The organism is Pseudomonas sp. Q1-7 (genome assembly GCF_028010285.1).
In the GTDB taxonomy this organism is placed as follows: Bacteria; Pseudomonadota; Gammaproteobacteria; order Pseudomonadales; family Pseudomonadaceae; genus Metapseudomonas.
The window spans coordinates 1,607,186-1,621,623 of sequence record NZ_CP116304.1; the positions used below are offsets into that span (position 1 = coordinate 1,607,186).

The window sequence follows — 14,438 nt, forward strand, 5'->3', positions numbered from 1 at the left end:
TTGCCCGCCACATGCTACGGAGACGGTGTGCGCGTCAGCGGGAACAGCAGGTCGATGAAGCGCTCCGCCGTGGGCTGCGGCTGGTGGTTGGCCAGGCCGACGCGCTCGTTGGCCTCGATCAGCACGTAGTCCGGCTGGTCGGCGGCCGGTACCAGCAGGTCCAGCCCCACCACCGGGATTTCCAGGGTGCGGGCGGCGAGGATGGCGGCCTCGGCCAGGGCCGGGTGGAGGCTCGCGGTGACGTCTTCCAGGGTGCCGCCGGTGTGCAGGTTGGCGGTGCGCCGCACGGCCAGGCGGGTGCCCGCCGGCAGCACGCTGTCGTAGTCGAAGCCGGCGGCGCGCAGGGTGCGCTCGGTCTCGCCGTCCAGCGGAATGCGGCTCTCGCCCTGGGTGGCGGCCTGGCGCCGGCGGCTCTGCCGCTCGATCAGCTGGCGCAGGCTGCGCTGGCCGTCGCCGACCACTTCGGCCGGGCGGCGGACGGCGGCGGCCACCACCTCGTAGTTGATCACCACCACCCGCAGGTCCAGGCCCGGGTGGCAGCTTTCCAGCAGCACGCGGCTGTCGAAGTGTTCGGCGGCGGCGATGGCGGTGCGCACCTCGTCCGGGCTGCGCAGGTCGACGGCCACGCCCTGGCCCTGCTCGCCATTGACCGGCTTGACGACGAGGCTGCCGTGCTCGGCAAGGAAGGCGGCGTTGTCCGCCTCCGAGCCGGCCAGGCGCTGGGCCGGCTGGCGGATGCCGACCTGGGCCAGCGCGCGGTGGGTGAGGTGCTTGTCCTGGCAGAGGGTCATGCTCACCGCGCTGGTCAGGTCGCAGAGCGATTCGCGGCAGCGGATTCGCCGGCCGCCCAGGCTGAGGCTGAACAGGCCGCCCTCGGCGTCGTCCACCTGCACGCCGATGCCACGGCGCAGCGCCTCGTCGACGATGATGCGGGCGTAGGGGTTGAGCTGCTCTTCGGGGCCGGGGCCGATGAACAGGGTCTGGTTGATGCTGTTCTTGTGCTTCACCGCGAAGGTGGCCAGCTCGCGGAAGCCCAGTTTGGCGTAGAGCGCCTTGGCCTGGCGGTTGTCGTGCAGCACCGAGAGGTCGAGGTAACTGAGTTCGCGGCTCATGAAGTGCTCGATCAGGTGGCGCACCAGCGCTTCGCCGACGCCGGGGCGGCTGCATTGCGGGTCCACCGCCAGGCACCAGAGGCTGGAACCGCCTTCCGGGTCGCCGAAGGCCTTGGCGTGGTTGAGGCCCATGACGGCGCCGATCACCTGGCTGTCGCGTTCGTCCTCGGCCAGCCAGTACACCGGCCCGCCCTGGTGGCGCGGGGTGATGGCGTCCTGGTTCACCGGCAGCATGTCGCGGCAGCGGTAGAGCTGGTTCACCGCCTGCCAGTCCGCCTCGCTCACGGCGCGGCGGATGCGGAAGCCGCGAAAGGCGCGGCGTGCCGGGCGGTAGTCGGTGAACCAGAGGCGCAGGGTGTCGGACGGGTCGAGGAACAGCTGCTGCGGCGCCTGCGCCAGCACCTGCTGGGGGGCGGCGACATAGAGGGCGATGTCGCGCTCGCCGGGGCGTTCGTCCAGCAGTTCGTGGGCCAGGATGGTCGGGTCGGCGAAGGTATGGCCGAGCAGCAGGCGGCCCCAGCCGCAGTGCAGGACCTGTGGCGCGGCGTGGGGCGCCTGATGTTCTTCGGCCAGGCGCGCCTGTAGGCGCTGGTAGGACGGTGCCTGGCCGCGCAGCAGGCGTTGGCTGTGCAGGGTATGGGCTTTCATCGGTTCAGAGTCCCTGTTGATTGAGCCAGAGGTTGAGGGCGGCCATCTGCCAGAGCTTGGAGCCACGCAGCGGGGTGATGTCCTGCTCCGGGCTGGCCAGCAGCTGTTCCAGCATGGCCGGCTGGAACAGGCCGCGGTCCTGGCTCGGGTCCAGCAGCAGTTCGCGCACCCAGTCGCGGGTCCGGCCTTCCAGGTGCTTGAGGCCGGGCACCGGGAAATAGCCCTTGGGCCGGTCGATCACCTGGGCGGGAATGACCTGGCGCGCGGTGGCCTTGAGCACCGCCTTGCCGCCGTCGCCGAGCTTGAAGCGCGAGGGGATGCGTGCCGACAGCTCGGCCACCCGGTAGTCGAGGAAGGGCACCCGCGCCTCCAGGCCCCAGGCCATGGTCATGTTGTCCACGCGCTTCACCGGGTCGTCCACCAGCATCACCGTGCTGTCCAGGCGCAGGGCCTTGTCCACCGGGTCGAGGGCGCCGGGGCGGGCGAAGTGCTGGCGCACGAAGTCGCCGGCCAGGTCGTCGGTGAGCCAGGCCGGCTGCACCGTGGCCTGGTATTCGCTGTGGGCCCGGTCGAAGAAGGCCGCGCGGTAGCTGCCGAACGGGTCGCGGGTGTCGGCCAGCGGCGGGTACCAGTGGTAGCCGCCGAACAATTCGTCGGCGCCCTGGCCGCTCTGCACCACCTTGCAGTGCTTGGACACCTCGCGGGCGAGCAGGTAGAAGGCGATGCAGTCGTGGCTGACCATCGGCTCGCTCATGGCGGCGAAGGCGGCGGGCAACTGTTCCAGCACTTCGTGTTCGCCGATGCGCAGTTGCTGGTGGCGGGTGCCGTAGTGGCGGGCGATCAGGTCGGAGTATTCGAACTCGTCGCCGCGCTCGCCGCCGGCGTCCTGGAAACCGATGGAAAAGGTCGCCAACTGTTCGACGCCGGTTTCCGCCAGCAGGCCCACCAGCAGGCTGGAATCCACCCCGCCGGAGAGCAGCACGCCGACTTCGCGGGCGGCGCGCTGGCGGATCGCGACAGCATCGCGCAGGCTGTCCAGCAGCCGGTCGCGCCAGTCATCGAAACCGAGGCCCTGTTCGTCCTCGCGGGGACCGTACTCCAGTTGCCACCAGAGCCCCTCGTGGCTATTGCCCAGGGCGTCGATCTGCATCCAGCCGGCTGGTGGCAGCTTTTCCACGCCCTTGACCAGGGTGCGTGGCGCCGGCACCACGGCGTGGAAGTTGAGGTAGAAGTTCAGCGCCTGCGGGTCGAGGGTGGTATCCAGGTCGCCACCCTGGAGCAGGGCCGGCAGGCTGGAGGCGAAGCGCAGGCGTTGCCCGGTGCGCGACAGATACAGCGGCTTGATGCCGAGGCGGTCGCGGGCGAGGAACAGGCATTGCGTATCCCGCTCCCAGATGGCCAGGGCAAACATGCCGTTGAGCTTGGGCAGCATGTCCTTGCCCCAGGCGTGCCAGGCCTTGAGCAGCACTTCGGTGTCGCCCTCGGAATGGAAGCGGTAGCCCAGGGCGAGCAGTTCCTTGCGCAGTTCGGGGTAGTTGTAGAGGGCGCCGTTGAACACCATGGCCAGCCCGCGTTCAGGGTCCAGCATGGGCTGCCCGGAGGCATCGGCGAGGTCCATGATCTTCAGCCGGCGGTGGCCCAGGGCGATCGGTCCCTGGCTGTGCAGGCCCCAGGCGTCGGGGCCGCGAGGTGTCAGGTGGTGGGTAATTCTATCGAGGGCGGCCAGGTCGGCCGGTTGCTTGTCGAAACGCAGTTCTCCGCAGATGCCGCACATGAGTCCTTACCGGTGTTGCCGTTGGGGATTTCGTGCTCCTCGGAGGGGAGGCACTCAAGGGTCCGACCCCAGTGTGCGCCATCCGTTTTATATCGATTGGTTATGTGGACGGTACCCGATTCACGCCAGGAGTTTCTGCACCGCCAACGACAGGCTCACGGCCACCAGCATCAGGGCGAACAGCCGTTGCAGGGTGGCGCCGCGCAAGCGCAGGGCCAGCAGGTTGCCGCACAGCACGCCGATGGCCCCACCGGCCGCCAGGCCACCCAGCAGCGCCATGGGCGGCTGGGCGCCGGTGAGGTAGAGGAGGAAACCGCCGCCGGATACCAGGGCGATGACCGCCATGGACGTGGCGGTGGCGGCCAGCATCGTCAGCGGGGTGAACCAGAGCAGGGCCGGCACGATAAGGAAACCGCCGCCCACGCCCATCACCCCCGAGAGTAGGCCCACGCCGGCGCCGATGGCCACCAGTGGCGCGCTGCGCAACGGGCCGGAGGTGCCAGGGGGCAGCCCCGCGCCGCGCCACATGCGCCAGGCGGACCAGAGCACCAGCAGGCAGAAGCCCAGGATCAGGGCGGATTCGGGAATGAAGCGTCCCAGCCACTGGCCGAGCGCGTTCCCCGGCCAGCCGGCCAGGGTCAGCAGCAGGACCGGGCGCCAGGACACCAGGCCTTGTCGCGCGCGGGGGATGGCGCCGACGGCGGCGGACAGGGCCACCGCCCCCAGGCTGACGCCGATGGCGTCACGCAGGGGCAGGTGCAGGCTGAGCAGCAGGGGCAGGGCCACCAGCGATCCGCCGGCGCCGGTCAGGCCGAGCAGCAGGCCGAGCACGGCGCCGATGCCCAGGGCTTCAAGCAGCAGGAATTCCATGCTCAGGCACTCTGGCCGCGAATCAGGCGGCGCAGGGCGAAACGGTTGGGATGGCAGGCTTCCGCCACGGCACGGGGAACCGGTAGCGGCTCGTCGTCAAGCCAGGCCGCCAGCAGCTCGCCGGACAGCGGCGCGGTGATCAGTCCGCGCGAGCCATGGGCGCTGTTCAGGTACAGGCCGTCGAACCAGGGAGCCGGAACATCCGGCACCTGGCGGGCGTCCCTGGCCAGCACGGCGTAGGCCGTGGCGAAGGCTTCGGCATCGGCCAGCGGACCGACGATGGGCAGGTAGTCCGGGGTGGTGCAGCGGAAGGCGGCACGGCCTTCGAGCAGGGCTGGGTCCAGTTCGTCGGCGTGCAGGCGGCGGCAGAGGTCGGGGGAAATCTCCTCCAGCAGGGCGAGGTTGCCGGCGTGTTCGGCGGCGGTAGGTTCCAGGTCCGTGCTGTGGAAGTCGAAGCTGGCGCCCAGGGTGTGCTCGCCGTCGCGCGGCGGCGCCACGTAGCCCTCGGCACAGAGCACGGTGCCGAGTCCCGCGCTTTCGGCAGTGACCGGCAGGCGGCTGATCTGCCCTCGAATCCGCTTGAGCTGCAGCCCCGCGGCCTGGGGAAAGCGCAACACCTCGGCGGCGCCGGCCAGCACCACCACCGGTGCGGTGGCGAGTGTGACGTCGCCGCTTCGGGCGCTCCACAGGTCGTCTTCACGCTGCAGTTCGAGTACTTCGCGATGGGGAACCAGGTGGATATTCGGGTGCTCGCCCAGCAGGCGGCACAGCGCCGGCGGATGCACCCAGCCGGCCTCCGGGTAGAACAGGCCGCCGGCGGGCAGGGCGACGCCGGCCAGGGCGCTGGCGGCGGCCTGGTCCAGGCGGTGCAGCAGGTTGGCGGGGAACGCCTCGGCCAGCCTGGCCTGGCGTTGCGCTTCCTTGTCGTCGAAGGCCAGTTGCAACACGCCGCAGGCCTGCCAGTCGCGGCCCTGTTCCAGCCGCTGCAGGAGCCGGCGGGTATGCCCGAAACCGCTGAGGATCAGTCGCGACAGCGGTGTGCCATGGGCGGAGAGCTTCAGATAGAGCACGCCCTGGGGATTACCTGAGGCCTCGCGCGCCGGGGCGTCGTGACGCTCCAGCAGGGTCACCCGCCAGCCCCGGGCGGCCAGGCTGGCGGCGCTGGCGCAACCGGCCAGTCCGGCACCGATCACCAGCGCCTCGCGCCGCGCCGGGGCGAAGCGCGGGCGGGCGTACCAGGGCTTGGCCGCGTCGCGGGCCTCACCCGTGAAGCGGCCCTGGCTCATCTCCCACTTCTTGCCGAAGCCCGGCGTGCGCCGGATGGCGAAACCCACGTCCTTCAGGCTCCGGCGCACGAAGCCGGCGGCGGTGAAGGTGGCCAGGCTGGTGCCGGGGGCGGATAGCCGCGCCAACTGGGCGAAGAGGGCGGGGCTCCACATCTCCGGGTTCTTCGCCGGGGCGAAGCCATCGAGGAACCAGGCGTCGATGCGTGCGTCCAGCTCCGGCAGGCAGTCCAGGGCGTCGCCTATCAGCAGGGTCAGGCTGACGCGACCGCCGGCCAGGTTGAAGCGCTGGAAGCCGGGGTGGACCGCCACGTACTGGTCGAGGAGCTGGGCGGCCAGCGGCGCCAGTTGCGGCCACAGGCCCAGGGCGCGCTGCAGGTCGTCACGGGTCAGGGGGAATTTTTCCACGCTGACAAAGTGCAACCGGGCGTCCTCCGGCGCGCAGCGTTCGAACAGCTGCCAGGCGCAGAGAAAATTCAGGCCGGTGCCGAAGCCGGTTTCGCCGATGGTGAAACGCCCGCCCGCTGGCAGCTCGGCGAAGCGTCGGGCCAGGTCGTTGCCGGCAATGAACACATGGTGGGTTTCGTCGAAGCCTGAGACGGGGGAGAAGTAGACATCGTCGAATTCCCGCGACAGCGGTCGGCCCTGTTCATCCCACTCGAGCCGGGCGTGATGGAAATCGGACATGGAGGGTTCCGTGACTGCGAAGCGCGAATGGTAGCCGATCGGCGATGGATCCGAGATCGGGCTTCCGGCTTTTCTTGTGGGGGTGCCTCTCTGGAAAGGCCCACAGACAGCCTCGCACCCATCCGCTACCTTTTCCCCATCACGCCAAGGAGGTCTGCATGTTCGAGTCCGCTGAAATCGGCCACGCCATTGACAAGGAAACCTACGAGAAGGCCGTGCCGGAGTTGCGCGAAGCCCTGCTGGACGCTCAGTTCGAGCTGAGGGAGCAGGGCCGCTTCCCGGTGCTGATCCTGATCAATGGCATCGAAGGCGCCGGCAAGGGTGAGACGGTGAAGCTGCTCAACGAGTGGATGGACCCGCGCCTGATCAACGTGGAAAGCTTCCTGCGGCCCACCGACGAAGAGCTCTCGCGTCCGCCGCAGTGGCGTTTCTGGCGCAAGTTGCCGCCCAAGGGACGGATCGGCATTTTCTTCGGCAACTGGTACAGCCAGATGCTCCATGCCCGGGTCGAGGGCGATATCAAGGATGCCCGCCTGGACCAGGCCATCAACGATGCGGAAGATCTGGAGCGCATGCTCTGCGACGAGGGGGCGCTGATCTTCAAGTTCTGGTTCCACCTGTCCAAGAAGCAGCTCAAGGAGCGTCTCAAGGCCCTGGAAAAGGACCCCCAGCGCAGTTGGCAGCTCAATCCGCTGGACTGGAAGCAGAGCGAGGTCTACGACCGCTTCGTGCGCTTCGGCGAGCGCGTGCTGCGCCGCACCAGCCGCGAATACGCGCCCTGGTACGTGATCGACGGTTCCGACGAGTATTACCGCAGCCTCAGCGTCGGCCGCATCCTTCTCGAAGGCCTGCAGGCGGCCCTCAGGCAGAAGGGCAGGCCCAAGCCGCAACCCCATGCCGCCCCGTTGATGTCCAACCTGGACAAGCTCAGCCTGCTGGACAGCCTCGACCTCAGCCTCACGCTGGAGAAGAGCGACTACAAGGAACAACTGGCCACCGAACAGGCGCGCCTCAATGGCCTGTTGCGTGACAAGCGCATGCGCGGCCACGCGCTGATGGCGGTGTTCGAGGGCAACGACGCGGCCGGCAAGGGCGGCACCATCCGCCGCGTCACCGGTGCGCTGGACCCCCGCCAGTACCGCACCGTCCCCATTGCCGCGCCCACCGAGGAGGAGCGTGCGCAACCCTACCTCTGGCGCTTCTGGCGGCATGTGCCGGGGCGAGGGCAATTCACCATCTTCGACCGCTCCTGGTACGGCCGGGTGCTGGTGGAACGGGTCGAAGGCTTCTGTTCCGAGGCCGACTGGCTGCGGGCCTATGGCGAGATCAACGACTTCGAGGAGCAGTTGCACAACTACGGCATCGTGCTGGTGAAGTTCTGGCTGTCCATCGACAAGGAGACCCAGATGCAGCGCTTCAAGGAGCGCGAGAGCGTGGCCTTCAAGCGCTACAAGATCACCGAGGAAGACTGGCGCAACCGCGAAAAGTGGGACCTCTACGTCGACGCGGTGGACGACATGGTCAATCGCACCAGCACCGAGATCGCGTCCTGGACCCTGGTGGAGGCCAATGACAAGCGCTATGCACGGATCAAGGTCCTGCGCACCATCAACGATGCCCTGGAGCAGGCCTTCAAGGAAGACTGAAGGCGGGATGGGCGCGCATACGCGGGATGAATGATCGTGGTGGCCGAGAATGCAGCGGAACTATGCTCGGTCCACTTCCATTCCCAACGAAAGCGAGGTGCGTCATGCGTGAAGTGGTGATCGTCGACAGCGTGCGGACTGGCCTGGCCAAGTCCTTCCGCGGCAAGTTCAACATGACCCGGCCGGACGACATGGCCGCCCACTGCGTGAACGCCCTGCTGGCGCGCAACGACCTCGACCCGGCACTGGTGGACGATTGCGTGGTCGGCGCCGGCTCCAACGAAGGCGCCCAGGGCCACAACATCGGCCGCAATGTGGCGGTGCTTTCGGGGCTGGGTATCGGCGTCGCCGGCATGACCCTGAACCGCTACTGCTCCTCGGGCCTGCAGGCCATCGCCATTGCCGCCAACCAGATCGCCTCCGGCTGCAGCGACGTGATGGTGGCCGGCGGCGTCGAGTCCATCACCCTGACGCTAAAGAGCATCAACCAGGACAACTTCGTCAACCCGCGCCTGAAACTGGAACACCCCGGCATCTATTACCCCATGGGGCAGACCGCCGAAATCGTCGCCCGCCGCTACAACGTCAGCCGCGAAGCCCAGGACCTCTACGCCCTGCAGAGCCAGCAGCGCACCGCCCGCGCCCAGGCCGAAGGCCTGTTCGCCGACGAGATCGTGCCGATGAACGTGAAGTACTTCGTCGAAGACAAGGCCAGCGGCGAGAAGCGGGTGCTGGACGGCGTGGTGGAGCACGACGACTGCAACCGCCCCGACACCACCCTGGAAGGCCTGAACGCGCTGAAACCGGTATTCGCCGAGGAGGGTTCGGTCACCGCCGGCAACTCCTCGCAGCTCTCCGACGGCGCCTCCATGACCCTGCTGATGAGCCTGGACAAGGCGCTGGAGCTGGGGCTCAAGCCCAAGGCCATCTTCCGTGGCTTCACCGTGGCCGGTTGCGAGCCGGACGAAATGGGCATCGGTCCGGTGTTCTCGGTGCCGAAGCTGCTCAAGGCCAAGGGGTTGTCCATCGACGACATCGACCTCTGGGAACTGAACGAGGCCTTCGCCTCCCAGTGCCTCTACGCCCGAGACCGCCTGGGCATCGACAACGACAAGTACAACGTCAACGGCGGCTCCATTTCCATCGGCCACCCCTTCGGCATGACCGGTTCGCGCCAGGTCGGCCACCTGGTGCGCGAGCTGCAGCGGCAGGGCAAGCGCTACGGCATCGTCACCATGTGCGTCGGCGGCGGCATGGGCGCCACCGGGCTGTTCGAGGCGTATCGCTGAGGCTGTAGGGGGACTCGCGCCGGAAGCCCGCTCGTTCCCTGAACCTTCACCCGGGGCGGCGGCGTCGCCCTTGGCGATGCGTGTCATTCCCGCAACGACGGCGCCTGCCACCACGTTGAACCGTAGACAAGAAAAACCCGCGCCAGGCGCGGGTTCTTTCATGGCGGGGCGGTTATCGGCCCCGAAAGGCGAGTATGGCGTTAGCCTGCTGAATACGGCGGATGTACAACGCAATTTCCCGTTCTGTATCCACACGGGTGAAAAAAGGCCCTTCCAGAGTCCCTTCCCGGGTGGAAAAAAAGTATTGCCCGTTCACGGCACTGACGCGCTCACTGCGGTAGTGGGTGCCTGGCGCCATGTCGGACGCACGTCGACCGAACATCGAACCACCTCCATTTCCCCGTTGGCTATATGAGTCTAACCAGCGCCACCGGCCTTGTTGCGGGGCTCGACGGGCGGCAGCCGGGGACAGGTACAGTTGCGTTTCCGACCGCTCGGGAACTGTTCCTGTGCCCTGGGAACCGGCGCTCCTAGAATGGCGTCCCTTGTCCTGCCCGCCGCCCTGGCGGGCTCGTCTGCAGAGGTTCCCATGCATATCGCTTCCGGCCGTTGGCTCTACGGCCTGTTCCTCGCCCTGGTCACCGCCGTGCTCTGGGGTGTCCTGCCCATCTGGCTGAAGGAAGTCCTGCAGACCATGGACCCGGTGACCGTCACCTGGTACCGCCTGATCGTCGCCGGTTCGCTGCTGTTCCTCTACCTCGGCGCCAACCGCCGGCTGCCGGCCTTCCGCCCGCTGGGCGCGCGTGGTCGCTGGCTGGTGGTGCTGGCCGTGGGCGGCTTGACCGGCAACTACGTGTTCTACCTGATCGGCCTGAAGATGCTCAGCCCCGGCACCACCCAACTGGTGATCCAGGTGGCGCCGATCCTCTTCCTGCTGAGCAGCCTGTTCGTGTTCAAGGAAAGCTTCAGCCTGGGCCAGGCCCTCGGCCTGATGGTGACGGTGCTGGGCTTCGGCCTGTTCTTCAACCAGCGTCTGGAAGAACTGCTCACCTCCATGAGCCAGTACACCCTGGGGGTGCTGGTGATCCTGCTGTCCGCGTTCGTCTGGACCTTCTACGGCCTGGCGCAGAAGCAGCTGCTGAGCCACTGGGGTTCGGCCCAGGTGATGATGGTGATCTACCTCGGTTGCGCCGCCCTGCTGACCCCTTGGGCGCATCCTCTGGAGCTGCTCGACCTGAGCCCGCTGCAAGGCTGGCTGCTGCTGGCCTGCTGCCTGAACACCCTGGTGGCCTACGGCGCCTTCGCCGAGGCGCTGGCCCACTGGGAAGCCTCGCGGGTCAGCGCCACCCTGGCCATCACGCCCCTGGTGACCTTCGCCAGCGTGGCCCTTTGCGCCAGCCTCTGGCCGGACCATGTGCAGCCGGAAACCATCAACTGGATCGGCTATGCCGGTGCGGTGTTCGTGGTCCTCGGTTCGGCCCTCACCGCGTTGGCCCCGTCGCTGATGCGCAGCTGGCGGACGCGCCGTGAGACAACTCTGGTGGGGGGTGAATAGAGGGCACCTGTGGGAGCGAATCCGTTCGCGATGGACAGCGCAGCTGTCCCGTAGGGGGCATGCCGCTCTTTTTATCCACCGTCGGTGTCCGGCCGAGCCTCGATGGTGGACCGGTGAAACATGGTCCACTTGATGGGTTTCGCTCCGCTCAACGCCATCCTACGAAAGCTCTGCGCGCCCCTGGGGGAGGAAAATCATTCGCGAACGACTTCGCTCCCCCATCAGGAAACTAGCAACGGGTGCCGAGCATTTCCGCCTTGCGCAGCCAGGTCTGGCGCTGCTCCTCGGAGGACGGGCGTACCGGGGAAAATTCGGTCAGGCGGCGGGTCTTGATGCCGCAGAAGCCGAGGATGGTGCGCACCATCTGGCGGTGCGCCGGGGCACCGTAGATCCAGCGGAAATACCAGGGCGGGGTGTCCAGGGTCACCAGCAGGTCGGCGGTGCGTCCGCTCAGCAGCTTGTCCCAGGCCTGGGACTGGCCGCGGTAGCGAAAGGCGAAGCCGGGCAGGAAGACGCGGTCGAAGAAGCCCTTGAGCAACGCCGGCAGGCCGCCCCACCAGACCGGGTAGACGAACACCAGGTGCTCGGCCCAGTGGATTTGCCGCTGGGCCTCCAGCAGGTCGGGCTCAAGGGTCTGGTTGTGGTCGTAGCCCCCGCGCAGCACCGGGTCGAACTGCATCTCGCCGAGCTTCAGCAAACGCACCACGTGGCCTTCGCTGCGCGCGCCCTGGGCGAAGGCTTCGCTCAGGGCGTGGCACAGGCTGCCGCCCTTGGGCGTGCCGAGGATCATCAGGATGCGCTTGCCGTCGCCTTCCAGTGGCGTGGCGCCGTGCTTGAGCGCTTCAACCATGCTGACCGGCCTCCAGCATGCTTTCCGGGCGGACCCAGGCATCGAACTCGGCCTCGGTCAGATAGCCCAGGGCCAGGGCCGAGGCGCGCAGGGTCGTGCCTTCGGCATAGGCCTTCTTGGCGATCTGCGCGGCCTTGTCGTAGCCGATGTGCGGATTGAGCGCGGTGACCAGCATCAGGCCGCGCTCAAGGTGTTCGGCCATGCGCGCGGCGTCCGGCTCCATGCCAGCCACGCAATGCTGCTGGAAGTTGCGGCAGCCGTCGCCGAGCAGTCGGATGGATTGCAGCAGGTTGTGCACGATCACCGGCTTGAACACGTTCAACTGCAGGTGACCCTGGCTGGCGGCGAAGCCGATGGTGGCGTCGTTGCCCATCACCTGGCAGGCGAGCATGGACAGCGCCTCGCATTGGGTGGGGTTGACCTTGCCGGGCATGATCGAGCTCCCCGGCTCGTTGGCCGGCAGCTTCACTTCCGCCAGCCCGCCGCGAGGACCGGAGCCCAGCAGGCGCAGGTCGTTGGCGATCTTCATCAGGGCCACGGCCAGGGTTTTCAGGGCGCCGGCCAGGTTCACCAGTGGCTCGTGGCCGGCCAGGGCGGCGAACTTGTTCGGTGCGGAAACGAAGTTCATCCCGGACAGCGCCGCCAGCTCGGCGGCCATGGCGTCGGCGAAGCCATGGGGCGCGTTGAGCCCGGTGCCCACGGCGGTGCCACCCTGGGCCAGTTCCAGCACGGCCGGCAATGCCGCGCGGATGGCCTTGTCGGCGTAGTCGAGTTGGGCGACGAAAGCGGACAGTTCCTGGCCGAAGGTGACCGGCGTGGCGTCCATCATGTGGGTGCGGCCGGTCTTCACCAGGTGGGCGTGGCGTGCCGATTGTTCGGCCAGGCCGCCGGCGAGTTCGGCGATGGCCGGCAGCAGTTCGTGCTGCACCGCCTTGGCGATGGCGATGTGCATCGCGGTGGGGAAGCAGTCGTTCGAGCTCTGGGCGAAGTTGACGTGGTCGTTCGGGTGAACCGGGCTCTTGCCGCCGCGCTGGCCGGTGGCCAGTTCGTTGGCGCGGCCGGCGATCACCTCGTTGACGTTCATGTTGCTCTGGGTACCGCTGCCGGTCTGCCAGACCACCAGGGGGAACTGGTTGTCGTGCTTGCCGGCCAGCACCTCGTCGGCGGCCTGCTCGATCAGGCGCGCGACATCCGGCGGCAGGTCGCCGTCGCGACCGTTGACTCGCGCGGCGGCCTTCTTGATCAGGGCCAGGGCGTGCACCACCGCCAGCGGCATGCGTTCGCCGCCAATGGCGAAATTCTCCAGCGAACGTTGGGTCTGGGCGCCCCAGTAGGCGTCATCGGCGACTTCGACGGGCCCCAGGCTGTCGGTTTCTGTGCGGCTCATGTGGGTTGGCTCCGGCTATTGATTCCGCAGTTTAGGCTCTATCCCAGGCACTCGGTTCAACCGTTCGGGCAATTACCAGCGCGCGCGGGTGGCCCCCAGCCAGCCGAGGATATTGTTCACCGGCACGCATTCGCCGTCCGGACTGCGCAGCACACCGTCGAAGCGGCCGAACCACTGGCGCGTGTCGGCGTACAACGGGCCCAGGCGCGGGCAGGCCTGGTGCAACTGGCGCGGGGTGAAGGTGAGTTCCACCTGGCGGCAGGCGGTGGACAACTGCCAGGGGGCCAGGGGTGTGCTGGGAGTCTGTTCGATCCGCACCGGGCGATCGAGCTTGGCCAGGCGGCCGCCGAACCACAGGGCGTTCTCGGTCAGGCCGCTGGAGTCGGTCCAGCCGGAGCCGAAGTTTCCGGCGATGCCGCCGGGGCCGGCGAAGGCGGCGCGGGTCCAGCGACTGTGGAAGGGCCAGACGCCGCGGCCGAAGTCCAGGGAGGCAAAGCTATGGCCGACGGCGCAGAGGTACTGGCGTTCCCCCAGTTGCACGCTGCCGCTGGTCGGCAGGCCCAGTTGGCGGCTGCTGGCATGGAAGCCGCGGCCGGGCAGGGGGGCGACCAGGTTCACCGAGTCCAGGTGGGCGGGGCGCAGCACCTCCAGGGCGACCTGCAGCCGCTGGCCGCCCAGGTCCGGCGCTTCCACCCGCAGGCTTACCCGGCCGGGGTGTTCGCCCACGCGTATCCGCAGGCGCGGATGCTCGAAGTCATGGCTTTCCAGCGGCGTGTCGGGCAGCCGGCAGCCCAGGGAGAAGGGTCGCAACTGGGTGTGGGCGACGGCCTCGCCGCTGTCGAGATCGAGGAAATAGGCGGCGCCGTAGCCGATGTAGTCGAGGTCCGCCAGGGTCAGCGAGAGCACCCAGCGTGGGGTGGTGATGCACCAGTGGTTCCAGCGCTTGCGCCGGCCGAAGTGGCCGGGAATCGCGCAGTTCAAGCGGGGCCGGTTGGACCAGCCGATGGCGGCGGGCGCGAGCAGACCGCGGGCATCGCAAAGCGCGGGAATTCCCGGCGGCAGGGTGGAAATGTGGCTGTTCATCGGGCACGTCCGTGTGTGTGCGAAGCCTGGGCAGTTCAGAAAACGGCTGGCGGTCGACCTAGGGTCGTTAACTTTTCATACAGTTCTGTCGGCCGCAAGTAGTCGTTTGGTCGGAAATTTCCTCAACCAGAAAGAAAGGATTCCGAGTCATCAAAGGATGCCCAGTGGAGGGGAGCCTGGGCAAGTGATAGCCAGTCGATTCGCGGCGGTATCGCACATTTCGGCGGCCCGATTGTCGAAAGAGTCGCCCTTGA

General features: G+C 67.9%; 11 protein-coding genes. 3 read left to right on the forward strand and 8 right to left on the reverse strand.

What is annotated here, in order from left to right; all coding sequences use genetic code 11:
* Nucleotides 1-14 precede the first annotated feature (14 nt).
* The 4 genes from ngg to mnmC all read right to left on the reverse strand — a co-directional run bounded on the left by ngg (nt 15) and on the right by mnmC (nt 6,374).
* Nucleotides 15-1,760 (reverse strand): N-acetylglutaminylglutamine synthetase, encoded by a 1,746-nt coding sequence (gene ngg / locus PJW05_RS07480; protein ID WP_271411084.1) that lies wholly within the window; start codon nt 1,758-1,760, stop codon nt 15-17.
* A 4-nt stretch (nt 1,761-1,764) separates the two neighbouring features.
* Nucleotides 1,765-3,534 carry an N-acetylglutaminylglutamine amidotransferase gene (locus PJW05_RS07485; protein ID WP_271411085.1) on the reverse strand — a complete coding sequence of 590 codons (1,770 nt, stop codon included), beginning with the start codon at nt 3,532-3,534 and terminating at the stop codon, nt 1,765-1,767.
* A gap of 120 nt (nt 3,535-3,654) precedes the next feature.
* On the reverse strand, nt 3,655-4,404 hold the full coding sequence (locus tag PJW05_RS07490; RefSeq protein WP_271411086.1) for a sulfite exporter TauE/SafE family protein: 750 nt from the start codon (nt 4,402-4,404) through the stop codon (nt 3,655-3,657).
* A gap of 2 nt (nt 4,405-4,406) precedes the next feature.
* Nucleotides 4,407-6,374, reverse strand: a complete 1,968-nt coding sequence (gene mnmC / locus PJW05_RS07495; protein WP_271411087.1) for a bifunctional tRNA (5-methylaminomethyl-2-thiouridine)(34)-methyltransferase MnmD/FAD-dependent 5-carboxymethylaminomethyl-2-thiouridine(34) oxidoreductase MnmC — start codon at nt 6,372-6,374, stop codon at nt 4,407-4,409.
* Between the two features lie 158 nt (nt 6,375-6,532).
* Here mnmC and pap point away from each other — a divergent pair, with 158 nt between their 5' ends.
* Together pap and PJW05_RS07505 are read left to right on the forward strand one after the other, a co-directional pair.
* Nucleotides 6,533-8,020, forward strand: coding sequence for a polyphosphate:AMP phosphotransferase (gene pap, locus PJW05_RS07500; protein WP_271411088.1), 1,488 nt, complete (start codon nt 6,533-6,535; stop codon nt 8,018-8,020).
* Nucleotides 8,021-8,124: 104 nt separating this feature from the next.
* Nucleotides 8,125-9,309 carry a thiolase family protein gene (locus PJW05_RS07505; protein ID WP_271411089.1) on the forward strand — a complete coding sequence of 395 codons (1,185 nt, stop codon included), beginning with the start codon at nt 8,125-8,127 and terminating at the stop codon, nt 9,307-9,309.
* Between the two features lie 172 nt (nt 9,310-9,481).
* Here PJW05_RS07505 and PJW05_RS07510 read toward each other — a convergent pair whose 3' ends face one another.
* Nucleotides 9,482-9,691: a DUF6316 family protein gene (locus tag PJW05_RS07510; RefSeq protein WP_271411090.1), complete on the reverse strand. Its 210-nt coding sequence runs from the start codon at nt 9,689-9,691 to the stop codon at nt 9,482-9,484.
* Between the two features lie 207 nt (nt 9,692-9,898).
* Here PJW05_RS07510 and PJW05_RS07515 point away from each other — a divergent pair, with 207 nt between their 5' ends.
* Complete coding sequence (locus tag PJW05_RS07515; protein WP_271411091.1) at nt 9,899-10,864, forward strand: DMT family transporter; 966 nt, start codon at nt 9,899-9,901, stop codon at nt 10,862-10,864.
* A 229-nt stretch (nt 10,865-11,093) separates the two neighbouring features.
* Here PJW05_RS07515 and PJW05_RS07520 read toward each other — a convergent pair whose 3' ends face one another.
* From PJW05_RS07520 to PJW05_RS07530, 3 genes are all read right to left on the reverse strand, one after another.
* The gene (locus tag PJW05_RS07520) at nt 11,094-11,714 is read right to left on the reverse strand and encodes an NAD(P)H-dependent oxidoreductase (protein WP_271411092.1); all 621 of its coding nucleotides are present in this window, start codon (nt 11,712-11,714) and stop codon (nt 11,094-11,096) included.
* Nucleotides 11,707-13,101, reverse strand: a complete 1,395-nt coding sequence (locus PJW05_RS07525) for a class II fumarate hydratase (protein WP_271411093.1) — start codon at nt 13,099-13,101, stop codon at nt 11,707-11,709. Before PJW05_RS07525 ends, PJW05_RS07520 begins: the two co-directional genes overlap by 8 nt.
* 72 nt (nt 13,102-13,173) lie before the next feature.
* Entirely contained in the window at nt 13,174-14,184 is a 1,011-nt protein-coding gene (locus PJW05_RS07530; RefSeq protein WP_271411094.1) for a DUF2804 domain-containing protein, read from the reverse strand.
* Nucleotides 14,185-14,438 lie beyond the last annotated feature (254 nt).

What these genes read in the sequence shown, in the direction of transcription:
- ngg (WP_271411084.1), bottom strand. Translation starts at nt 1,760, where the DNA reads ATGAAAGCCCATACCCTGCACAGCCAACGCCTGCTGCGCGGCCAGGCA.
- PJW05_RS07485 (WP_271411085.1), bottom strand. Translation starts at nt 3,534, where the DNA reads ATGTGCGGCATCTGCGGAGAACTGCGTTTCGACAAGCAACCGGCCGAC.
- PJW05_RS07490 (WP_271411086.1), bottom strand. Translation starts at nt 4,404, where the DNA reads ATGGAATTCCTGCTGCTTGAAGCCCTGGGCATCGGCGCCGTGCTCGGC.
- mnmC (WP_271411087.1), bottom strand. Translation starts at nt 6,374, where the DNA reads ATGTCCGATTTCCATCACGCCCGGCTCGAGTGGGATGAACAGGGCCGA.
- pap (WP_271411088.1), top strand. Translation starts at nt 6,533, where the DNA reads ATGTTCGAGTCCGCTGAAATCGGCCACGCCATTGACAAGGAAACCTAC.
- PJW05_RS07505 (WP_271411089.1), top strand. Translation starts at nt 8,125, where the DNA reads ATGCGTGAAGTGGTGATCGTCGACAGCGTGCGGACTGGCCTGGCCAAG.
- PJW05_RS07510 (WP_271411090.1), bottom strand. Translation starts at nt 9,691, where the DNA reads ATGTTCGGTCGACGTGCGTCCGACATGGCGCCAGGCACCCACTACCGC.
- PJW05_RS07515 (WP_271411091.1), top strand. Translation starts at nt 9,899, where the DNA reads ATGCATATCGCTTCCGGCCGTTGGCTCTACGGCCTGTTCCTCGCCCTG.
- PJW05_RS07520 (WP_271411092.1), bottom strand. Translation starts at nt 11,714, where the DNA reads ATGGTTGAAGCGCTCAAGCACGGCGCCACGCCACTGGAAGGCGACGGC.
- PJW05_RS07525 (WP_271411093.1), bottom strand. Translation starts at nt 13,101, where the DNA reads ATGAGCCGCACAGAAACCGACAGCCTGGGGCCCGTCGAAGTCGCCGAT.
- PJW05_RS07530 (WP_271411094.1), bottom strand. Translation starts at nt 14,184, where the DNA reads ATGAACAGCCACATTTCCACCCTGCCGCCGGGAATTCCCGCGCTTTGC.